At 68.3% G+C, this 22,131-nt stretch carries 20 protein-coding genes; 4 read left to right on the forward strand and 16 right to left on the reverse strand.

What is annotated here, in order from left to right; translation table 11 throughout:
- Positions 1–18: 18 nt before the first annotated feature.
- The 12 genes from DN412_RS16325 to DN412_RS16380 form a co-directional block, all read right to left on the reverse strand.
- Positions 19–975, reverse strand: a complete 957-nt coding sequence (locus DN412_RS16325) for a PDR/VanB family oxidoreductase (protein ID WP_115212580.1) — start codon at positions 973–975, stop codon at positions 19–21.
- Positions 976–1,008: 33 nt separating this feature from the next.
- Positions 1,009–1,983: a VOC family protein gene (locus DN412_RS16330; protein ID WP_115212581.1), complete on the reverse strand. Its 975-nt coding sequence runs from the start codon at positions 1,981–1,983 to the stop codon at positions 1,009–1,011.
- Between the two features lie 23 nt (positions 1,984–2,006).
- A complete protein-coding gene (locus tag DN412_RS16335) occupies positions 2,007–3,485 on the reverse strand; it encodes an aldehyde dehydrogenase (protein ID WP_115212582.1) in 1,479 nt (492 codons plus the stop codon).
- A gap of 40 nt (positions 3,486–3,525) precedes the next feature.
- Positions 3,526–4,326: an aspartate dehydrogenase gene (locus DN412_RS16340; RefSeq protein ID WP_115212583.1), complete on the reverse strand. Its 801-nt coding sequence runs from the start codon at positions 4,324–4,326 to the stop codon at positions 3,526–3,528.
- A gap of 12 nt (positions 4,327–4,338) precedes the next feature.
- The gene (locus DN412_RS16345) at positions 4,339–6,054 is read right to left on the reverse strand and encodes a thiamine pyrophosphate-binding protein (RefSeq protein ID WP_115212584.1); all 1,716 of its coding nucleotides are present in this window, start codon (positions 6,052–6,054) and stop codon (positions 4,339–4,341) included.
- The gene (locus DN412_RS16350; protein WP_115212585.1) at positions 6,047–6,850 is read right to left on the reverse strand and encodes an SDR family oxidoreductase; all 804 of its coding nucleotides are present in this window, start codon (positions 6,848–6,850) and stop codon (positions 6,047–6,049) included. Before DN412_RS16350 ends, DN412_RS16345 begins: the two co-directional genes overlap by 8 nt.
- A 5-nt stretch (positions 6,851–6,855) precedes the next feature.
- Entirely contained in the window at positions 6,856–7,710 is an 855-nt protein-coding gene (locus tag DN412_RS16355; protein WP_115212649.1) for an IclR family transcriptional regulator, read from the reverse strand.
- 38 nt (positions 7,711–7,748) lie between these two features.
- Positions 7,749–8,285, reverse strand: a complete 537-nt coding sequence (locus DN412_RS16360; protein ID WP_115212586.1) for a cupin domain-containing protein — start codon at positions 8,283–8,285, stop codon at positions 7,749–7,751.
- Positions 8,286–8,319: 34 nt separating this feature from the next.
- Positions 8,320–9,093, reverse strand: coding sequence for an SDR family oxidoreductase (locus tag DN412_RS16365; RefSeq protein WP_115212587.1), 774 nt, complete (start codon positions 9,091–9,093; stop codon positions 8,320–8,322).
- Positions 9,086–10,147 (reverse strand): aromatic ring-hydroxylating dioxygenase subunit alpha, encoded by a 1,062-nt coding sequence (locus DN412_RS16370; protein ID WP_115212588.1) that lies wholly within the window; start codon positions 10,145–10,147, stop codon positions 9,086–9,088. The genes DN412_RS16365 and DN412_RS16370 overlap by 8 nt, the downstream gene beginning before the upstream one ends.
- A gap of 40 nt (positions 10,148–10,187) precedes the next feature.
- Positions 10,188–10,493, reverse strand: coding sequence for a recombinase-like helix-turn-helix domain-containing protein (locus DN412_RS16375; protein ID WP_425267423.1), 306 nt, complete (start codon positions 10,491–10,493; stop codon positions 10,188–10,190).
- Positions 10,494–10,743: 250 nt separating this feature from the next.
- Positions 10,744–11,628: an alpha/beta fold hydrolase gene (locus DN412_RS16380; RefSeq protein ID WP_115212590.1), complete on the reverse strand. Its 885-nt coding sequence runs from the start codon at positions 11,626–11,628 to the stop codon at positions 10,744–10,746.
- 313 nt (positions 11,629–11,941) lie between these two features.
- Between DN412_RS16380 and DN412_RS16385 the strand changes: the two genes are divergently transcribed.
- Positions 11,942–13,036, forward strand: a complete 1,095-nt coding sequence (locus DN412_RS16385; RefSeq protein WP_115212591.1) for a porin — start codon at positions 11,942–11,944, stop codon at positions 13,034–13,036.
- Positions 13,037–13,148: 112 nt separating this feature from the next.
- A complete protein-coding gene (locus DN412_RS16390; protein WP_115212592.1) occupies positions 13,149–14,141 on the forward strand; it encodes a Bug family tripartite tricarboxylate transporter substrate binding protein in 993 nt (330 codons plus the stop codon).
- A gap of 73 nt (positions 14,142–14,214) precedes the next feature.
- Here DN412_RS16390 and DN412_RS16395 read toward each other — a convergent pair whose 3' ends face one another.
- The gene (locus tag DN412_RS16395) at positions 14,215–15,798 is read right to left on the reverse strand and encodes a fatty acid--CoA ligase (RefSeq protein ID WP_115212593.1); all 1,584 of its coding nucleotides are present in this window, start codon (positions 15,796–15,798) and stop codon (positions 14,215–14,217) included.
- Positions 15,799–15,873: 75 nt separating this feature from the next.
- Positions 15,874–16,656: an SDR family NAD(P)-dependent oxidoreductase gene (locus DN412_RS16400; protein ID WP_018311842.1), complete on the reverse strand. Its 783-nt coding sequence runs from the start codon at positions 16,654–16,656 to the stop codon at positions 15,874–15,876.
- 277 nt (positions 16,657–16,933) lie between these two features.
- On the opposite strand from DN412_RS16400, the gene DN412_RS16405 reads away from it, so the two are divergent.
- Complete coding sequence (locus DN412_RS16405; RefSeq protein ID WP_115212650.1) at positions 16,934–19,273, forward strand: mechanosensitive ion channel family protein; 2,340 nt, start codon at positions 16,934–16,936, stop codon at positions 19,271–19,273.
- 45 nt (positions 19,274–19,318) lie between these two features.
- Here the strand turns inward: DN412_RS16405 and DN412_RS16410 are convergent, their stop codons facing one another.
- Positions 19,319–19,573 carry a FitA-like ribbon-helix-helix domain-containing protein gene (locus DN412_RS16410; protein ID WP_115212594.1) on the reverse strand — a complete coding sequence of 85 codons (255 nt, stop codon included), beginning with the start codon at positions 19,571–19,573 and terminating at the stop codon, positions 19,319–19,321.
- Positions 19,574–20,003: 430 nt separating this feature from the next.
- On the opposite strand from DN412_RS16410, the gene DN412_RS16415 reads away from it, so the two are divergent.
- Positions 20,004–21,197 carry a helix-turn-helix transcriptional regulator gene (locus tag DN412_RS16415; protein ID WP_115212595.1) on the forward strand — a complete coding sequence of 398 codons (1,194 nt, stop codon included), beginning with the start codon at positions 20,004–20,006 and terminating at the stop codon, positions 21,195–21,197.
- Between the two features lie 21 nt (positions 21,198–21,218).
- Here the strand turns inward: DN412_RS16415 and DN412_RS16420 are convergent, their stop codons facing one another.
- Positions 21,219–22,109: a LysR family transcriptional regulator gene (locus DN412_RS16420; RefSeq protein WP_115212596.1), complete on the reverse strand. Its 891-nt coding sequence runs from the start codon at positions 22,107–22,109 to the stop codon at positions 21,219–21,221.
- Positions 22,110–22,131 lie beyond the last annotated feature (22 nt).

Raw genomic sequence — 22,131 nt, forward strand, 5'->3', positions numbered from 1 at the left:
GCGCCCCGAATCGCGAAATTAAAGGTCCAGCACCAGGCGATTGCCCTTGCAGCCGGATACGCAAACCATCATGGTCTTGTTGCTGGCGCGCTCGCTGCTGCTGAGCACGCTGTCGCGGTGGTCGGGGCAGCCTTCCAGCACAGCCGTCTCGCACGAGCCGCACACGCCTTCGCGGCAGCTGTAGTCCATCTGCACGCCGGCATCGAGCAGCGCGTCCAGCAGCGACTTGCCGGACGGCACCTTGACGATGGTGCCGGTGCGCGACAGCGACACGGTGTACTCGCCCTCCTGCACCGCCTCGGTCGAGGGGTCGGCGGCAAAGCGCTCGATATGCACGTTCGGGTAGCCGTGCGCCTCGCAGGCAGCCTCGAACGCCTTCAGCATCGGGCCGGGGCCGCAGCAGTAGAGGTGCGTCTGCGCATCCTGGCCGGCCAGCATCGCGTTCAGGTCCGGCGGCACACCGGCCTCGTCGTCGAAGTGGAAGCGCACGGCATCGCCATGGGCCGACAGCTGCTCGACGAACGCGGCCTCGGCACGCGAACGGGCGCAGTAAATCAGCGTGAACGACTTGCCCAGCTCGGCCAGCCGGCGCGCCATGCAGACGATCGGCGTGACGCCGATGCCGCCGGCGACCAGCACGGTGTGCGCGGCGCTCTCGTCCAGTTCGAAGTTGTTGCGCGGCGCGCCCACGGTCAGCGTGGCACCCACGCGCAGCTGCTCATGCACGTAGCGCGAACCGCCGCGGCTGCCGCGGTCCAGCAGCACGCCCACGGTATAGCGCTGGCGCACTTCGGGCGCGCCGCACAGCGAGTAGCTGCGCACCAGGCCATTGCCCAGGTGCAGGTCGATATGGGCGCCCGGGCTGAACTCGGGCAGGGTCTTCCCTTCGGGATCTTGCAGTTCGATGCTGACCACGCCGCGCGCTTCAAAACGCATGGCCTGGACGCGCAGGGTCAGGGACTGGTGGGCACTCATTGCTGCTTCCTTCGATTGCGCTGCGCTGCTGACTTACCGCTTCTCGGTCAGGAACTTGCCTGCCGGTCCGCCCGCATTCTTCTGGCGGCGGGTATTGCCGTCGATCCCGCCCTCGATCGCCCATTCGGCGAACATGGTCGGGCCCGGCTCGAAGGCACGCGGCTCCCAGTGCTCGTCCAGCTGGTCTTCGTCGGCGTAGTACTCGATCAGGCCGCCGGCCGGGTTCTTGAAGTACCAGAAGTAGGCCGACGAGATCGGGTGCCGGCCCGGGCCGAGCTGGGTGTCCCAGCCCTTGCGCGAGACATGCATGCCGCCGCCGAAGACTTCATGAATATCGCGCACGGTGAAGGCGACGTGGTTCAGGCCGCTCTTCGGTTCCGGCAGCTGCAGCAGGAACAGGTCGTGGTGCCCGCCCTCCGGCGTGCAGCGCAGGAAGGCGCCACGGTCCGGATAGCGGTCCGACGGCACGAAGCCGAACTTCTCGACATAGAAGCGCTCCGTGGCCTTGACGTCCTTGACGAAGAACACCACGTGGCCCACCTCGATCGGGGTGGCGTGATCGTAGATCGGGCTGCGCTGGTTCAGGCGCGGCTTGTCGTTCCACGTGTTCATCAGCGCGCAGTCAACGTGCACATCATGCTTGCGCGTGACCTGGAAGCGCACCGCCAGCCCGTTCGGGTCGGTGCAGCCGATGCGCAGCGTGTCACCCTCGCCCTGGCGCACGAAGCCCGGTGCGTCGGCGATCGCCTTGGCGATGTGGTCCAGCGACGCCTGCGATGCCACGCCCCACACCACTTCGCGCAGCGTCGGGCCAGCTTCGATCGCCGGCGGCAGCGTGGCGTCGTCGATGCGGCGCACCAGCACGCGGCAGCCGTTCAGCGTTTCGAAATCCAGGCCCTGCGCGTCGTCGCGCCTGATGGCCAGGCCCCAGTCGGTGAAAAAGCCACGGCAGGCGTCAAAGTCATCCGCGCCGTAGACGATCTCGTCTATTCCCAATACCTTGATCATTGTCTCTCTCCAGCCTGCCGGGTTCAGTGGTTGGCCCACGGCAGCGGTTGTTCGTTCAGGCCCCAGTACACGCTCTTCTGCTCCATGTACTGCAGGATGCCAAGCCGTCCCTTCTCGCGGCCCAGGCCGCTGTCGCGCCAGCCGCCGAACGGCGTGGCGATCGAGAATTGCTTGTAGGTGTTGATCCACACATTGCCCGCTTGCACGGCCCGTGCCACGCGCCAGGCGCGCTTGTAGTCGCGCGTCCAGATGCCGGCGGCGAGCGCATAGACGCTGTCGTTGGCCTGCGCGATCAGGTCGTCCTCGTCATCGAACGGGATCGCCACCAGCACCGGTCCGAAGATCTCTTCCTGGCAGATGCGGGCGTTGTTATCCAGCCCTTCGATGATGGTCGGCGTGTAGAAGTAGCCATTGGGCAGGCCCGCCACGTCGGGGCGCAGGCCGCCGGTGCGCAGCTGGCCGCCCTCGTCCACGCCGGCCGCCACGTACGACTCGATGCTGTCGCGGTGGCGGTCGGTGATCAGCGGGCCCATCTGGGTGTGTTCGTCGGCGGGGTCGCCCACGCGCAGGTGCGCGGCGCCGGCAGCAAGGCGGTCCATGAAGGCCTCGTACTGCGAACGCGCCACGAACAGGCGCGAACCCGCGATGCATGACTCTCCCGACGAGCTGAAGATGCCGTACAGCACACCGTTGACCGCATGGTCGAGGTCAGCATCGTCAAACACCATGGTCGGTGACTTGCCGCCCAGTTCCAGCGACACCGGCATCATCTTGTCGGCGGCGATATGGGCGATGTGCTTGCCGGTGGTGGTGCCGCCGGTGAACGATACGCGGCGCACCAGCGGATGCTTGGTGATGGCGTCGCCGATCACTGAGCCCTTGCCCGGCAGCACGCTGACCAGGCCCTTGGGCACGCCGGCCTCTTCGCAGATGCGCGCCAGCTCCAGCGCCATCAGCGGCGTGACCTCGGCGGGCTTGACCACCACGGCGTTGCCGGCCGCGAGCGCCGGCGCCATCTTCTGCGCCTCGCTGGCGATCGGCGAATTCCACGGCGTGATGGCGGCGACCACGCCCATCGGCTCGTACACGCTCATGGTCAGGCAGTCGCCACGCTGCGGCGTGATGGTTTCTTCCAGCGTTTCACAGGCGGCGGCAAAGAACTGGAAGGTGCCGGCGGCGCTGGCCACCAGCGCGCGGGTCTCGCTGATCGGCTTGCCGTTGTCCAGGCGCTGGCGCTGGGCCAGTTGCTCGCCCTGGGCGCGGATCAGCTCGGCCACGCGGTACAGCACGGCGGCGCGCTCATGCGGCTTGCGCTGAGCCCAGCCGCTGGTGAGGAAGGCCTGGTGGGCGCCCTGCACGGCTTCTTCGACGTCCGCCAGGCTGGCGGCGTTGAGTTCGGCTACTACTTCGCCGGTAGCCGGGTAGCGCGTGCCGTAGCGGTCGCCGGTCCCCAGGCGCCATTCGCCTGCGATGCAGATGGGAAGTACTTCTTGCGTCTTCATTGTCGTTGCCTGCTAAGTCTGTGGGGCGTGGCTGCCGGGGCTAGATCGATACCGCGTGCGCCCGGTTGCCCAGCGCGCGCACCACGCTGAACACCGTCAGCGCGGAAGTCTTGGGGTTGGCCGCGAGCGGCTTGCCGCGCATGGTCAGCTCGAAGCCGCCGAAGGCACCGCGCGCTTCCACGTGGTGCACGTTTTCCACGGCGTGCGGATCGGCCAGCAGCTTCACCGACGTGCGATCCAGGCCGAGACCGGCCAGCGACACCGTGGCGGCAACGTTGGCGTTCTTCGGGTACAGGCGCGCGGCGTCGCGTGCCGTCCCTTCGAAGATCACGGTGGCTTCGGTCAGCGCATCCAGGTCGAACAGCTGCTCCGCCGGCGTGCCGATCCAGGCGCGCGCCGGCTTGCGGCCGGTGTAGATGACTTCGTCCAGGCCGCCGACACGCGCCGCGGCCAGCGCGTCGATGGCGCCGATCGCACCGGAGAGCAGCTGCACCTGCGTGCCGCCGCGGCGCGCTGCAGCTTCCAGCCGCTCGGCCATGCCGGGCTCGGACAACGCACCCACGGACACCACCATGCAGGGGATGCCGCGCTCCAGCGCCGGCACGATGTGTTCTTCCAGCGCATGGTGGCCGGCGCACTCGACCAGCAGGTCGGGGCGGCGCTCGTCCAGGTGCGTCGCCACGCGGGCGCTCGGCGCCAGCGCCGAGACCGCGTCGCGGGCCTCGTCCATCGTGTGCTCCGGCACGATCACCACGTCGAACACCACGTCAGGATCGCTCTTGAGCAATTCCATCACGCCGCGGCCAATCGCGCCGCAGCCAACCATGGACACATGCAGCATCTCCGGTCTCCCTCAGGCGGTGACAGTGGTTCGTTCGCGCGCCGGCTCTTCGTTGTCCTTGTTCACCGGGGGGCCGGCAAACGCAGTCTTGAAGGAACCGATCGACAGCATGTCGATCTCCAGCAGGAACGGGCCCGACTCGGCCGTGGCCGCTTCCAGCGCGGCGCCGACCTCGGCCAGGTTGCTCACGCGGGCGTGACGCAGCGACAGCGACTTGGCCAGCGTGGCGTAGTCCGGCGTATGCAGGTCCACATAGTGGCGGCGGCCGCCGTACTGCGCGTCCTGGATATTCTTGATCACGCCATAGCCCTTGTCGTTCATCAGCACGATCACCATGTCGGCGCGTTCCTGCACCGCGGTGGCCAGCTCGCCCAGGTTCAGGATGAAGCCGCCGTCGCCGGCCAGCGTGAAGGTCTTCTTGCCCGAAGCCGTCGCCGCGGCGCCGATCGCAGCGCCGATACCCATCGCCAGGCCCTGGCCGATGCCGCCGCCCAGCGCGTGCACGCCGGCGCGTGAATCGAAGATGCGCAGATGGCGGTTGCCCCAGGTGCTGTTCGACACGGTCACGTCGCGCACCCAGTTGAAGCTGCGGCCGACTGCATTTTGCAGCGCCTGCACCAGCGCCGAGTACGGGCCAAGGCCGTCGACCAGGCCATTGACGGCGGTGTCGTGCGCGCGGCGCAGGTCGGCGGCGAAGGCCGGATCGATCTGCATGCGCTTTTCGAGCCGGTCCGCCAGCGCGTCCAGCGCCAGCGCGGCGTCGCCGCTGACAAAGTAGTCGCTCAGGTAGCAGCGGCCTTCGGCGGCCGGGTCGGCGTCGATGCGCAGCAGCGGACGCGGCAGCTTCAGTTCGTACTTCAGGGTCTCATTGCCGCGCAGGCGCGAGCCCACCACCAGCATTGCATCGCAGGTCTGGTAGAAGCTCTCGACCGGCTTGTGCAGGTTGAAGGCGCCCAGCGAACGCGGATCATCCTCCGGCACGATGCCACGGCCTTGCGTGCTGGTGACCACGCCGAAGCCCAGGTCCAGCAGGCGCTGCACCTGCTTGCTGGCGTGGCGCGCACCGCCGCCCAGCCACAGCAGCGGGCGCTTCGCCTTGACCAGGCGCTCGGCCAGCGCGTCCAGCGCGTGCACGGACGGCACGTGCTGCGGCACCGGCAGCGGCTGCAGGTCGGCCGGCATGTCGATCAGCGCGGCCTGGATGTCGATGGGGATCTCCACGCTGACCGGCCCGGTCGGCGCCGTCAGCGCGGTCTGCACCGCCAGCTTGATAGTGCTGATGGCGGTGTCGGCGCTGCGGATACGGAAGGCGGCCTTGGACACGGCCTTCAGCATGGTGAGCTGGTCCGGGGCTTCGTGGATGTAGGCGAGGCTCTGGTCCAGGTACGGCGTCTCGATCTGGCCGGTGATGTGCAGCATCGGCGTACCGGCGGTCAGCGCTTCCACCATCGCGCCGGCGGCATTGCCCGCGGCGGTGCCGGTGCTGGTCAGGCACACGCCCAGGCCGCCCGTGGTGCGGGCATAGGCATCGGCCATATTGGTGCCGCCCGCTTCGCCGCGTGCCGGCACGAAGCGGATCTTGCCGCGCTCGCCCATGGCGTCGAGGATCGGCATGTTGTGGATCGAGATCACGCCGAAGGCGGCCTTGACGCCGCACTGCTCGAGAAACGCCGTGATGGCGCAGCCCACGGTGACCTGCTGTTGTTCGTACTGGTGTTGATTAGGCATGACGGGAGTGTCCTCCGGAGATATCGATATGGCTGCCTGTGGTGTACGAAGACAACGGCGAGGCAAGGAACAGGATGGCGCGGGCTGCCTCGACGGGCAGGCCCAGGCGGCCAAGGGGGATATGTTTCTGCTGGGCCAGGCGCGCGGTCCATGCGGCCCAGTCCAGGTGGCGGTCTTCTTCGGGGCGCGCCTCGAAGCGGCGGCGCCACTGGCCCGATTCGACCAGCCCGATCAGGATGCCGTTGACGCGGACACCCTTGGGCGCGAACTCGGTGGCCATGGAGCGCACCAGGTTGAGCACGCCGGCGCGCGCGGCCGAGGTGGCCACCATATGCGGCTCCGGCTGCTGCGCCAGCAGCGAGTTGACGCAGACCACGGCGCCCTGGCCCGAGCGCTCCAGCTGCGGCAGGAATGCGCGCGTCGGGTGGATCACGGAAAAGAACTTGAGCTGCAGCTCTTCCATCCAGGCGGCGTCTTCGGTGTTGGCGAAGGTGGAGACGCGCCCCTGGCCGGCGTTGTTGACCAGCATGTCGGCGTTGCCCAGCGTGGCCTGCACGCTGGCGGCAAAGGCGGCGACCTGTTCCGGCTTGAGCACGTCGCAGGTGGCGGCATGCAGCCGGCACCCGGGGAACGTCTCGCGCAGCTGCGCTTCGGCGCTGCGCAGCCGGGTCTCGTCGCGGCCGCACATGGCGACGGCGGCACCCGCTTCGAGCAACAGCTCGACGGTCGCCAGCCCGATGCCGGAGGACCCGCCGGTGACGACGGCAACCTTGCCGTCGAGTTCAATCATGGACATTGTCCTCACTCCCGATACAGATTCACCACCCTGGCGCCGCTGCGTTGCAGCGACGGGCGGTAGTCGAGCAGGCGCGACAACTCGCCCGCGGTATCCCTGACCCTCTCCACCATCGCGTCCAGTTGCGCCGGATCTATATGCGCGGCCGGGATGGTGGCGCCCAGCGCCGCCACCACCTTGCCGGTACGGTCGCGCACCGGCGCGGCAATGGTCGAAATGCTGGCCTCGAAGAAGCCTTCCTGCAGCACGTAGCCGCGCTCGCGGTCGCGCTGGACGATCTCGTGCAGCGCTTCGACCGTGCGCGGCGTGCTCTCGGAGAACACCTCCAGATGCGCCTCCGGATACAGGCTGCGCAGTTCGTCCAGCGACAGGTCTTCCAGCAGCACGCGCCCCAGCACCGTGGCATGGGCCGGCAGGCGCGTGCCCACATTGACCGAGCTCGCAAACGGCCGCGGCGACACCGCCTTGGCCACATAGACGATCGAACGCCCGTCGCGCACCACCAGGTTGCTGGGGTAGCCGATCTCGTCGCGCAGCCGCTCCAGCAGCGGGCGGCCCAGCTCGGTCAGCTCCAGCGATGCCAGGTACTCAAACCCCAGGCGCAGCACGGCCATGCCCAGCCGGAAATCCCGGCCGCCATCGGCACGCTCGACAAAGCCCAGCATTTCCAGCGTGGCCAGCAGGCGGAACACGGTCGAGCGCGGCACCTTCAGGCGGCGCGCCAGTTCCGCGGCCGACATGGTGCGGTCCTTGCTGCTGAACTCGCTCAGCAGGCGCAGGCCGCGCTCCAGGCCCGGGACGATGTACTTGTCCGGGGTCTCGTTGGCGGCGGGCGTGGCCGGGATGGGGTTGGTGCTCATGGCTTCGGTGGAGGTGCGCTGACGGACGTTCGCAGGCATCAGCGCTTGATCTTCGTCAGCGGATGCTCGGGCGGGTAGGTCGGCGTGATCGGCTTCTTGGCGCCCAGCATCACGCACATCAGCGCGTCTTCCTCGCCAATGTTGATTTCCTCGCGGTAGACGCCCGGCGGCACCGAGACCAGGTCGCGGTAGGTCAGGATGGTCTCGAAGCGCTCGCCGTCCTTTTCCAGGATCAGCTTGACCTTGCCGCGCAGGATGAAGAACACTTCTTCCACGTCGGTGTGGATATGCGACGGGCCTTCATGGCCGGCCGGGATGATCATCGTGGAGAACGTGAAGTTCTCGGACGGCACGGTATTGGTGTCGGCGGCCACGCCGGTGCCGCCGGTGCCCAGGTAACGCATCTGCGCGCGGCGGTACTTAGGGTCGTAGTCGGCCTGGAACTTCAGCGCGTCCCAGTCGTACTTGCGCGTGGAGAAGCGCGCGACGCGGCTTTCCATCCACTGGTCGAACGAGGCGTCCTCCGGCTGGTCCCAGGAACGCTTGATGTTTTGTTGTTGAGAAAGATCGCTCATTTGGATTCCTTCTGATTTCAGTGGATCGGTTGGATCAGTGCATGACAAAGCCGCCGTTGACCGCCAGCGTCTGGCCGGTCACGAATCGGGCGAGGTCGGACAGTGCAAACAGCACCGCGCCGCAAACGTCGTCGGGCAGTTGCTCGCGCGAGATCGCGCGCTGCTCGCGGTACAGGTCGTGCCGGTGCTGCGGCACGTATTCGGTGGCTTCCACCAGCGTCAGGCCCGGGGCCACGGCGTTCACCGTGATCTGGTCGCGGCCCAGCTCGCGCGCCAGCGAACGGGTCATGCCGATGATGGCGCTCTTGCTCGCCACGTAGGCCAGCAGGTTGGGCGCGCCCCACAGCGGCGTGTCCGAAGCCAGGTTGACGATGGCGCCGCGGCCGCTGGCGCGCAGCGCCGGCAGGCAGGCGGTGGTCATCAGCCAGGTGCCGCGCACGTTGACGTTCATCACGCGGTCCCAGGTGGCAATGTCGATCGCGGCAGCCTCGCGGCCGCCGGAGTCGGTCACGGCGGCGTTGTTGACCAGGCCGTCGAGCCCGCCCAGCGCCTTGACCGCGGCCTCGGCGCAAGCCTGCACCGAGGCCGGATCCGACAGGTCCAGCGGGACCGGCACCACCTTCAGGCCGCGGGCGCGCAGGGCGTCGGCTTCCTGCTGCAGGCGCTCGGCCAGGATGTCGGCTATCGCCACGGCGGCGCCGGCTTCGGCCAGCGACTTGACGAAGGCCAGGCCCAGGCCGCGCGCGGCGCCGGTGACCAGCACCTTGCGGCCGGCCAGCAGCGTGTTGTTGGTAATGGCCTCAGGCATGGCTGGCGGCTCCGGCGGGTTGCAGCATGGCGACTGGCTCGTCGGCCACTTCCTGCTCGGCGCGGCGCTTGAGCAGGCGGCGCACGCGGGTGATGCCGGCGTCGTGCTGGTAGAGCATCTCGTGATCGCGCGCGTTCGGGGCCATCATTTCCAGCACCACGCGGTCCTGCTCCAGCACGTCCCAGTGCAGCTGCTCCAGGCGGTTGCGGTACAGGAAGCGCCACACGTCGCGCTCCCAGCCCTGCACGTGGCGCGTGCGCCAGAAGAACACCATGCAGTGGTCTTCATCCACCGGCGTGGCCATGCCGACGATGCCGAACGGGCCGCCCGGGCCGACCTTGGCGCGATACGGGATCGCCAGGCGCAGCCACAGCGTGCCGGTCTCGCCGAATTCGACCCAGTCGAAGTTGACGCCGCGCTGGCCGGTCTTCTCGAACACCAGGCCGTGCTCGGTCTCGCGCACCTGCATCACGGCCGATTTTTCGCCGGCGGCCATCGAGTGCGACACCGCGTGCAGGTAGGCGCCATGCATCGGGTCCATCACGTTGTCGATGGCGTAGCGGTAGTTGCAGTCCCAGTGCGCCACGCACAGGAAGTGGCTGTGTTCTTCGCTGACCAGTTCTTCCGGCAGCCGCAGTTCGTCGGGGCTGCCCTCGCCTTGCGGGGCCTGGTCGCCGAACCACAGGAAGATGGCGCCGGCCTTCTCCTGCACCGGGTAGCTGCGCACGCAGGTGCGGCCTTCGAGCGGGCAGCTTTCCACTGCCGGCACGCTCTTGACCTGGCCGTCGCCGCCGACCTCAACGCCGTGGTACCAGCAGGCGACGCGGTCGCCCAGGTTCCAGCCCATCGACAGGCGCGCGCCGCGGTGCGGGCAGCGGTCTTCCAGGGCGTGGACCTGGCCGGCGCCGTCGCGCCACAGCACGATGTTCTGGCTCAGGCGGGTGATGCCGATCGGGGCATGGGACACCGCCCACGAGGCCGCGACCGGGTACCAGTAGTTGCGCAGGCCGGTGTTCAGGCGGGCTTCGGTGCGGGCTTGCTTGTTCGATTCCATGGTTTTCTCGCTTCGAGGCTGGACTTGGACTGGGGCGGGCTCAGGCACCCAGCCGGCGCATTTCGGACAGGAAGCGCTCTTCGGTCCAGGGCTGGCCGTCCGCGCCCAGGAAGCCGGCGTCGTTGAAGGCGCGCACGATGTCCTGCGGGTTCTGCGCGCCGCCTTCGAACGCGGCTTCGACGGCATCGCCGAGCGCGTTCTCATAGGCGGTCGCTGCGGCGGCGCGGGTCTGCCAGACGATGTTGGCGACCTTGCCGGGTTGCTCGATATGGCCCTTGCCCGCGACGTTGTTCGGCGCCGGACGCTCCCAGGGCACCAGGTTCGGGTTGTACGAGAGGCTTTCCATTGCGCTTTGCTCCATGTCTTGCAGCGGGGGGACCGTGTTCCGCGCGCCTTGCCGACCGCTCTTGCGATCGCCTGGCTACGTTTTACTAATGAAACACTGGTTTAGATATTGAACACAGGTACGACTATAGACAACGCGGCCGTAAAAATTGACTGGGGTTAACCCGCGATCAGCACTGCGATATCTGGAAGGGTGGCGCAAGGTGCGCGCCACTGCGTGGGAGGCGGCGGCAGGCGCCGCCGCTGCAGGTTCAGGTGCCGGCGGGCAGCACCGAGCGGATCAGCCGCGCGGTGGCGGCGGCCTGGTCGATATAGCAGGCATGGCCGGCATCGGGGATCAGCGAGAACGGCAGGCCGAAGCGTTCGGCCAGCGTGCCGCAGGCGGGCGGCGTGGTGACGACGTCGCGGCTGCCGCAGGCTATCTGCGTAGGCAAGGTGTCGGGGCGCCGCGCCAGGTAGGCGTGGATGTCGTCGCCGCACAGCATCGCCACCGCCTGCCGGTAGCCGTCCGGGTTCAGCCGCTGCATGTTCCAGCGCACCCATGCCTGGGCGCCGGGATCGGCCTCCTCGCTCAGCAGCCGGGCTGGCCCGCGCTGCGCCAGGCCATCCACGCCCAAGGACTCCAGCGCCTCCAGCCGCTGGCGCGCCACTGCCTGCGCCTGCGCTTCCTTGCCGGGACCGCCGTAGCCCTGCGCCACGCTCAGCAACAGCAGCCGCGCCGGCAACTGGCGGGCGTTGGCGACATAGGCCGCCGCCATCAGCGCGCCCAGCGAATGCCCGACGATCAGCGCCGGCTGCACGCCCAGCGCCTGCAGCAGTCCGTCCAGCCGCTGCGCATAGTCCGATGCCAGCGGCCGTGCCGGCGCCAGCGGCGACGAGTCGCCATAGCCCGGCGCATCCCAGGCGATCACCCGCGCGTGCGCGGCCAGCAGGCTCGCGCAGGGCAGCCACGACGCCGCCCCGGAACTGATGCCGTGCAGCAGCACGACCACCGGGCCTGTGCCCCCGCCGCAGCGGTAGGCCACGCGCTCGCCGCCGGCGCCCACTTGCACCACGCGCTGGGCAAACCCGCTGTCGAGAGCTTCCAGCAGGTGCCGGGCCGGCTGCGCTGGTATGTGGGGCTGAGTTTGTTCCATATATAAAACTTAGGTTTGATAATAAAACCTTTAAAGCATAGGCGTGTCGCGGTGCAGCTGGGATGAGGGTTAACGATAAAAGGTCGAAAACCTACGCGCAGAGCCGGCATTAGCCGTCGTGGCGCCACCTCACTAGGGATAACCCTCCTCACATCTTGTGGAAACTCGCGGCTATATTTTGCCTGACGTTTCTTATGTTGTTTGATGTTTCATATATAAAACGCAAAAGAGACCGAAACAGCATTCGCGGCCGCCATCCGCAGTGGCAGCGGACGACAAGACGACAAAACGGAAAACGGAAGGAAACTGGTAGATGAAACTTGCACGATATGCCGCAGGCCTGGCCGCGGCTTTCCCCCTGCTGGCCTCGGCACAATCCTCGGTCACCCTCTACGGGGTCATCGACACGGGCGTCGAGTACGTGAGCAATGTCGGCGCCAACGGCAGTGGCCTGGTGCGCATGCCCAACCTGACCGCGACCGTGCCCTCGCGCTGGGGCATCCGCGGCACCGAAGACCTGGGCGGCGGCCTGAAGAGCATCTTCGTGCTGGAGTCTGGCTTCTCGCCGGATTCGGGCACCTCCAACCAGGGCGGCCGCCTGTTCGGGCGCCAGGCGCTGGTAGGGCTGACCAACCAGTACGGGCAGCTGTCGTTCGGCCGCCAGTACACGATGCTGTTCTGGGCCACGCTGGACAGCGACATCCTGGGACCCAACGTGTACGGATCGGGCTCGCTCGACAGCTACCTGCCCAACACGCGCGCCGACAACGCGGTGTCCTACAAGGCCAACTTCAATGGCTTCGTGGTGGGTGCGACGTACAGCTTCGGGCGCGACGCGGTCAACGCCGGCCCCAGCCCCTCGGGCACCAACTGCGCCGGCGAGAACCCCGCCGACAAGAAGGCGTGCCGAGAGTGGTCGGCCATGCTTGGCTATGACAGCAAGACCTGGGGCATCACTGCCGCGTACGATTCGCAGCGCGGCGGCCCGGGCGCCTTTGGCGGCCTGACCAACAGCGGCCTGACCGACGACCGCCTGTCGCTGGGCGGCTACATGCTGTTCCAGCGCACCAAGATCGGCGCCGGCTGGATCCGCCGTGACAACGAAGGCAGCCCCACGCCAATCAGCGACCTGTACTACGCCGGCGCGTCCTACGACATCACCCCCGCGGTCAACCTGGCGGGCCAGGTCTACTTCCTGAACTACCACGGCAGCAGCAACCAGGCCACGCTGTACACGCTGCGCGCGATGTACAGCTTCAGCAAGCGCACCTCGGTGTACGCCACCGCCGGCTTCATCAACAACGGCGGCCAGCTGGCCATGTCGGTCAGCGGCGGCTCGCCCGGCTCGAACCCGCGTCCGGGCGAGAACCAGTGGGGCTCGATGATCGGCATCAAGCACGTTTTCTGATTTCGTCCGCGTCCCCCGGCGGTACCGTCCGGCGCATACCGCGCGCCGGACGCCAACGCAGCCATCGGCCCCGGCCCGACCGGGCGCCAAGTCTTACAGAGGTCTGAACATCATGAAATCCGTACGCCGCAAAGTACTCGCCACGCTGGCCGCCGCGACCGCCCTGGTCGCCGGCACCGGCGGCACCGCCCTGGCCCAGGGCGCGTACCCGAACAAGCCGATCACCATCGTCGTCGCCTACCCGGCCGGCGGCGACGTCGACGTGCTGGCGCGCCTGTTCGCGGAAAAGCTCGCGCCGCGCCTGAAGCAGTCGGTGGTAGTGGAAAACCGCACCGGCGCCGCCGGCACCATCGGCAGTGCCTACGTGGCGCGCGCCAACCCGGACGGCTACACCCTGCTGCTGGCCCCCAACACCGTCGCCATCGCCCCACTGGTGCTCAGGGTCGGGACCGGCGCCAGCTATGACGTGCAGAACGACTTCACGCCCATCAGCCAGATCGGCACGCAGTCGCTGTTCGTGGTGGTCAACAAAGGCACCGGCATCACCAAGGTCAGCGACCTGGTGGCGCGCGCCAAGGCCGGCAAGGTGGAAACCTATGCCACGCCGGGCAATGGCTCGCCGATGCACATCATGGGTGAGCTGTTCAACAAGTCCGCCGGCGTCAAGATCAGCCAGGTGCCCTACCGCGGCCTGGCGCCCGCCATCGTCGACGTGATCGGCGGACAGGTGCCGGTGACCTACATCACCTACGGTGCGATCTCGCAGTACGTCGGCAACGGCAGCCTGGTGCCGCTGGCGGTGGCGGACCAGAAGCGCTCGCCATTCGCGCCCAACGTGCCGACGCTGGCCGAGCTCGGCTACAAGGACGTGGAGATCGGCGCCTGGCAGGCCCTGCTCGGGCCCAAGGGCATGCCGGCCGACCTGGTGCGCACGCTCAATGCGCACGTCAATGACATCCTGAAGATGCCCGACGTGGTGGCGCGCATGGCCAGCATCGCGGTCACGCCTTCGGGCGGCGAGCCCGCGGTGCTGTCCAGGCTGCTCGCCGCCGACACGGCTCGCTACACCAAGGTCGTCAAGGAGTTCGGCATCCAGGCCGACTGAGGCCTTGCCTACGCCAACCAGCAAAGCAAAAGCCCGCCAGTGACGGCGGGCTTTTGCCTGTTGCTTGCCGGCGTCAGTTCACGCGCCGGTTCATCCCCTCCCAGAACGGCTCGCGCAGCTTGCGCCGCAGCAGCTTGCCCGACGGGTTGCGCGGCAGCGCCTCGACGAACTCGATGCTCTTGGGCACCTTGAAGCCCGCCAGCCGCTGGCGCGTCCACGCGATGATGCCAGCCTGGTCCGGCTCCTGCCCCGGCTTGAGCACGACGATGGCCTTGACCGCCTCGCCCCACTTCTCGTCCGGCACGCCGATCACCGCCACGTCGGCCACCTGCGGGTGGCCGTAGATCGCGCTTTCGACCTCGGCCGGATAGACGTTCTCGCCGCCGCTGATGATCATGTCCTTGACGCGGTCATGGATGTACAGGTAGCCCTCGGCATCCATGTAGCCCGCGTCGCCGGTGCGCAGCCAGCCCTCAGCGTCGATGGTGCGCGCGGTCTCTTCGGGCCGCTTCCAGTAGCCGGCCATGTTGTGCTGCGAGCGCACCACGATCTCGCCGACCTCGCCCGGCGCGAGCTGGCGGCCTTCATAGTCGACCACCTTGAGCTCCACGCCCGGCAGCGGCTTGCCCGCCGCGCGCATGCGCGGCACTTCGTCGGTGGTGTGGTCCTCGGGCGGCAGCGCGACGATGGTGCCGGTGGTCTCGGTCATGCCGTATTGCTGCACGAAGCCGCAGCCGAATACTTCGATGCCTTCGCGCAGCAGCGCCGCGGGAATCGGCGCGGCGCCGTACAGCAGGTACTTCAGGCGCGAGTAGTCCACCTGGCGCGCGCGCGGGTCGCGCAGCACGATCTGCATCGCGGCCGGCACCAGGAACAGCTTGCTGATGCGCTCCTTCTCGATGAAATCGAGCACCGCGCGCGGATCGAACTCGCGCGCGACCACGCCCTTGGCGCCCGACAGCAGGTTGCGCAGGCCCCAGCCGGAGCCGCCGATATGCGCCACCGGCATCGCCACCAGCGAAATATCGTCGGCCACCCAGTGCGACCAGAGCAAGTTCTCGCGCTCGCTGACTTCGGTGCCGATGGTGAGGTTGCGGTGCGTGAGCATCGCGCCCTTGGGCCGGCCAGTGGTGCCGGACGTGTACAGCTGGAGCAGCACGTCATGCGCGGCGGGCTGGTGCGCGGGCGGCGTGTCCGGCTGCGCATCGCGCCAGTCGGTGTAGCACTGCCAGTCTCCTTGTTCGGCGCACGGCTCCATCACCACCACCTTGCGCACCATCGGCAGCGCGGGCAGCAGGTTCCGGACCATTGCCGCCGACTCGGCCCCGACGAAGAGCACCACGGCATCGCAATGGCCGAGGATGAACTCCACCTCGGGCGGCGCCAGGCGCCAGCTGGCCGGCGTCATCACCGCGCCGATCTTGGACGCGCCAAGCAGCAATTCAAAATAGTGGTCGCTGTTCTTGCCGACATAGCCGATGCGCTCGCCGGCGCTGGTGCCTTCGGCCAGCAATGCCTGTGCCACGCGATTGGTGTTGCGCTCGAACCCGGCATAGGTGGTCTGCCGGCCTTCGAACGAATACGCCACCGCCTCCGGCCGCAGGCGCGCGAAATGGCGCACCGCGTGGGGCAGTGTCGTCAGATGGCTGAAGTCCATCCGGGTCTCCTGAATTTGATAATGACCGGACCGGCGCTGCGCGGGTCCGGCCACGACGATGTTCCGACGCTACGCTCAGCGCGGTGCCATGCGGATGGCGCCGTCCAGGCGCACCGACTCGCCGTTGAAATAGCCGTTGCGGCACATCTCGACGGCCAGCGAGGCAAACTCTTCCGGCTGCCCCAGGCGCTTGGGGAACGGCACCGAGGCGGCCAGCGCGGCCTTGACGTTCTCTGCCGCGCCCTGCAGCAGCGGCGTATTGAAGATGCCCGGCAGGATGGTGTTGACGCGGATGCCTTCGCCCGCCAGGTCGCGCGCGATCGGCAGCGTCATGCCGACCACTCCGGCCTTCGATGCCGAGTACGCGGCCTGGCCCATCTGGCCGTCCTGCGCCGCCACCGACGCGGTGTTGATGATCACGCCGCGCTCGCCGCCGGCGGTGTCCAGCGTCAGCATGCCAGCGGCCGAGCGGGCGATGCAGCGGAAGGTGCCGATCAGGTTGATCTGGATGATGCGCTCGAAGGCATCGGACGGGAAATGCTTGATCTGATCCGGCGCTTCCTTGGATCGCGAAGCGGTCTTGATGGCGTTGCCAGTGCCGGCGCAGTTGACCAGGATGCGTTCCTGGCCGATGGCGGCGCGCGCCTTGGCAAAGCCGGCCTCGACCTCGGCTTCGGAGGTGACGTTGACCTGGCAGAACACACCGCCCAGTTCACGCGCCAGCGCTTCGCCCTTCTCCACGTTCAGGTCGAACAGCGCCACGCGCACGCCCTGCGCCGCCAGCGCGCGCGCCGTTGCCGCGCCCAGGCCCGAAGCGCCACCCGTCACCACTGCCGATACCGATGCATTGAGTTCCATGCCGTCTTTCCTTTGTCTCTTGTTTCTGGCGGGGCCGACGCAGCGCAGCCCCGCGGTTCGATGAAGCCGGCAGGCGCAAAAATCGCCTGTACCGGAGTGGGTTCGAGATTCGTGGATCGGCGCCGGCGACGCATCGTCCGAAGCGACGAATGCGCTCAGGGGGCGCTCAGGGGCGGCCAGCGGCGCACTCCGGCACCCCGCGCGACCGATGCGCTACAGTGACGCGATCGATGGCCATTCCGGCGCCGCCCGGCGCCGGCAGACGATTACCAGCCATATGTGCAAACCCGAATACCACGCCCCCACCTCCGCATCCCGCCGGCATGCTGCCCTTGAGACGGCACTGGCGGCGCTGGCCACGCTGGCAGCCCTGCTGATGCTGCTGTATGCCACCCCGGCGCGCGCCGCCCCGGCCGGCTCGCTAGCGTCGCTGATGGCCCGGGTCGAAAAGCCCGCCGCCCCGGCCAGTGCACCCGCCGCCAGCGTGCCGCTGGCGCAGTCGCTGGACCAGGTCATCGCCACGCTGCAGGACGATCGCGAGCGGCGCGCCCTGGTGGGCCAGTTGCAGACCCTGCGGCGGGGACTGGATGCCTCCGGGCCCGCTGCCTCCGGGGCGGCGGCCCCGGCCGGCGCTTCCGCGCCGGGCCTGATCGGCGCCATGGCCGAAGTGCTGGACGAGGTCGACTCGCACCTGCGCGAAGACCACGGCCCATGGCAGTACTGGCGCTGGCGCACGCGTTTCGCCGGCGAGGAATGGCGCACCGCGCTGACACATGGCGGCACGCGCACAAGACTGGACTCGCTGCGCGAATTCGCGCTGGTGCTGGCGGCCTGGGCGGTGTGCGGCTGGGTGCTGTGGGAGATCGGCCACCGCATCCGGCGCCGGCGCGCATCCAGGGCCCCGCGCGCCGAGCGCGGCAAGCTGCCCGAGCTGCCCTCGTGGGTCGACGTCGGCATCTTCATGCTGCGCCATATCGGGCCGTGGGTGGTGGCGTTCGGGCTGACGCTGCTGCTGGCCCATCACCTGTTCGCGCAGTCGCCGGCCAGCGTCGCCGCCGTGCTGGTGGCCTACGCGATCGTGGCCGGGGCGATCGCTGCCGCGGTCTGCCAGGTCATCTTCGCGCTGTTCCGCACCGCGCACCGGCAGTTGGCAGTACGGCAACTGCTGGAGCACTCGCCGTGGCTGCTGTTCTGCACCGGCGCGCTGGCGGCGCTGGGCGACGGCGCCACCGACGCCCGTGTGATCGCCGTGCTCGGCAACAACCTGTCCGCATTGATCGCCACCCTGGCCAACATTGCCGCGGCCCTGGGGATCGGCGCGTTCGCGCTGTGCTTCCGGCGCCAGATCGGCCAGCTGATCGGCCAGCGGCCGCTGGCCTTCCGCCAGGCGCACCCCGCGGTGACTGACCTGCTGCGCCTGGCCGGCCAGGCCTGGCACCTGCCGGTGCTGGCGGTGGTGGTGGCATCGGTGGTCGGCACCGTCCTGGCCACCGGCAATGCCGATGTGTTGCTGCGCCGCACGGTGGCGTCGGTGGCGCTGTTCCTCGCCGCGCTGCTGCTGACGATGGTAGTGGGGCGCTCGCCCAAGGCCACCGCGCGCGCGCCGCGCATCCGCGACCGCCGCCGCTCGGCCTACCTGCAGCGCTTCGGGCGCTTTGCGCTGGCGCTGGCGCGCGTGCTGATCTGGGCGGTGTTCCTGGAAATGGTCATGCGCATCTGGGGCTCTTCGCTGGTGCGGCTTGCCGATTCATCGGCCGCCGGCCGCCACCTGACCGAAACCATCTTCAGGGTCACCAGCACCGTGCTGCTGGCCTGGCTGGTCTGGCTGCTGATCGACACGGCCATCATGCAGTCATTGTCGCCGGCGCCCGGGCGCAGCGCGCAGCCGAGCCTGCGGGCCAAGACCATCCTGCCGCTGGTGCGCAATGCTTCGCTCATCGGCCTGCTGGTCATCACCGTGATCGCGGTGCTGGCCAACCTGGGCGTCAACGTCACGCCGCTGCTGGCCGGCGCGGGCGTGGTCGGGCTGGCCATCGGCTTCGGCGCGCAAAGCCTGGTGCAGGACCTGATTACCGGGCTGTTCATCGTGATCGAGGACTCCATCGCCATCGGCGACTCGATCGAACTGCCCGACCATGCCGGCGTGGTCGAAGCCATGACCATCCGCACCGTCAGGCTGCGCGATGGCCGCGGCGCGCTGCACACGCTGCCGTACAGCCAGATCAAGGCGGTCAAGAATCTGTCGCGCGGCTACGGCTACGCGGTGTTCAATATCGGCATCACCTACCAGAGCGACCTGGACCGGGCGCTGGAACTGATCCGCACCACCGGAGCAGAACTCGCACGCGACCACCGCTACGCGCGCAACCTGATGTCGGGGCTGGACATCCTGGGCCTGGACCGCTTCGACCCGAACGGGCCGGTCGTGATGGCGCAGATCAAGACGCGCCCGCTGATGCAGGCCGAAATCACGCGCGCGTTCAACGTGCGGCTCAAGCGCAATTTCGACGCCAACGGCATCCGCATGGCATCGCCGAGCCTGACGATCCAGGTGGATGGCGGGGTGGCGCAACTGGCGGGGGTGGAACAGGTAACGCCAACCCAGGCACAGCAGTGATCGCACTGCCGATGCCCGCTAACGGGTGCACCGACTGAGGCCGCATCAGTCCAAATGGAGGCGGTTTCCTTGACAGCGGACGTTTGCGTGCTCGATCGCCTCGATATCTGCATTCGACAGGCCGAGCTCGCGACCGAGCGCCGCCAGCGCATCACCCAGTTGCAGGCGCCCGGCGGACAAGACTGCGTCAGCCAGAATCTCGATCAGCTCCGCCTCGACGGTGCGTCCGTTCTGCAAAGCTCGGGCGCACAATGCGCGGTGCACGTCGTCGGGCACATTTCTCACGGTCAGGATCGGCATCGTCACCTTTGTCCATGCAGCTTGACTGCAATAGTACCGCCGATCACAAGCGTCTCGCCTGGGCCGGCCTCTGCCCAAGGCCACAACGACGCCGAGGCCTCGCGCATGTGAAACTTAGTACACAATTTCAGCGCTGAAAATTTTGATATTTCCCGCAACCGTATTACCATCGCGCCGCGGCATAAGCGCGCCAGGCCAGGCCTGGCGGGAAGTTGCGCCGCACAATCGGTGTTTTCCCCCCCGACACGGGGGATAAAACAAACAACATTGTTTGGCATGATTGGGGGCGGCAAACGCGATGGGACAAATCGCGCTGCCAGCAGCATCCGTATCGGCGCATCTACAGAACGCCAGAACGGAGCCGATAAAGGGATGTAGCCACTTGCCGTGGCGCAGAGCAAGAGGCGTTTGCCAACGGGGGGATCTGAACATGGGCGAACACCCGACTACGGACGAGGACTTCCATCGTCTGGTCGACTCCATCTATGAGTCCGCGCTGGACGTCGCGGCCATGCCCGCCGCCCTCGACCTCTTTTCCCGGTACACCTTCACATGCAGCCCGCGCTACCTGATCTGGGACAAGCTGGCCGGCCATGCCCGCCTTGGCGTGACCCCGCATGGCTGCTTCACCAGCGGTGCCAGCCTGCCCGACTGCCTGACCGGACCGCTCGACCTGCCCCCAGGCACTTGCTGTGCCCCCCATGACGCGCCGGCGCTGTCCTGCGACGGCGCATCCGCGTTTGCTGCCGCGCACGACGGTGGCATCGCGGATTCGCCCACGGCTGCGCTGGCTTGCAGCGAACTGGAACAAGGTATCCGCCTGATTGAAAACGCCGAAGTATGCGTGCTGATGAGCGGCACCGACGCGGGCCATAGCAGCGCGGGCCAGCGCGAGCGGCGCCTCGCGCATGTCATGCCGCATTGGGTGCGCGCCGCGCGGATGCAGCAGCGCAACTTCGAACTGAGCGGGCTGGCCAGCCTGGGCCTGGCCGGGCTCGATACCCTGGACTTCGGCGTGATGGTGCTGCAGGCCGACCTGCGCGTGCGCTATGCCAATAGCTGGGCCGAGGCGCTGGTGCAGGCCGACAGCCACCTGTCGCTGCAGGACGGCGTGCTGCGCGCCCACAGCGACACGCTGCAGGCAGTGCTGCGCAAGCTGCTCGACGGCGCCATGCGGGGCCGCGGTGCCGAGGCCGCCTCTGGTTCGTGGATGCATATCACCTCCGGCGGGCAGCCGGTGCCGATCATCGTCACGCCGCTGGTCTCGCGCCAGCCGGTGGAAGGACCGTGGCAGTTGCCGGCGGCGATGCTGCTGCTGGGCAATTCGGAATCGCGCTCGGTGCTGGATGCGGGCGTGCTGACCTCGCTGTTCGGGCTGTCGCGCAAGGAGAGCATCATCGCCATCCGCCTGGCCGCCGGCGAAACCCTCAATGAAATTGCCGAGCGCGAGTTCCTGTCGCCCCATACCGTGCGCGTGCATATCCGCGACACGCTGCGCAAGACCGGCACGCACCGCCAGTCCGAGCTGGTGCGGCTGCTGCACCTGCTGCCAGGCGTGAACCTGGAGCGCGCCGGCGTGACCCCGGCGGTCCGGCCGCGCTTACCGCGCCCGCGCGTCGCCTGAAGCGGCGGTCCCCGCCTCCTTTCACTTCACCGCAGCCTGCGCCGCCGCCAGGAAGCGCTGTACCTGCCGATCGCCGTCATCGGGCCGCGACGCCAGCGCAATGCCGATGCGCCCAGCCGGCCGCGGGCTCGACAACGGCAGGAAGCGCACGCGCTGGTTGGCGTAGCGCGCCGCCACGCTCGGCACCAGCGCCACGCCAAGGCCGCTTTCCACCAGGCTGACCTGGGTCTGCACCTGCACCGCCTCTTGCGTCACCCGCGGCACGAAGCCCGCCTGCTGGCACAGCATCATCGCCACCGCATGCAGGTTGGGCACCTGCGCCGCCGGATACAGGATGAACGGCTCGTCGGCGAGCGCGCGCAGCGGGATGGATTCCTCGCGCGCCAGCGGGCTGTCGGCCGGCACCGCTGCCACAAAGACATCATTCTCCAGCGGCGTCAGCGAATAGGCACCGCTGCTCAGGACCGGGAAGCGCACCAGGCCGGCATCGATCTGATGCTTCTCCAGGCGGTCCAGGATCGCGGCCGTGGTGGATTCATGCAGGATCAGCTCGATGCCGGGATGCGCCGCGCGGAACGCCGGGATCAGCTTGGGCAGCAGCGCATAGGTGGCCGAGCCGATAAAGCCGATGCGCAGCGCACCGCGCTCGCCCTGCCCCGCCGCAATCGCCGCTGCCCGTGCCTGCTGCGCATGGAACAGCGCGCGGCGCGCATCGTGCAGCGCCGCCTCGCCCGCCTGCGTCAGCCGCACCCCGCGCGAGGTGCGCACGAACAGCGCCGTGCCGAGCTGGTCCTCGAGCTTGCGGATGGAAATCGAAAGCGGCGGCTGTGCCATGTGCAGGCGTTCGGCGGCGCGGTGGAAGTTGCCCGTCTCGGCCAGGGCGACGAACTGCTGCAGCTGGCGGAAGTCCATGTCTCGGTAATATCCAATAGAT

The sequence above is a fragment of the Cupriavidus lacunae genome (assembly GCF_003353055.1).
GTDB classification, from domain to species: Bacteria; Pseudomonadota; Gammaproteobacteria; order Burkholderiales; family Burkholderiaceae; genus Cupriavidus; species Cupriavidus lacunae.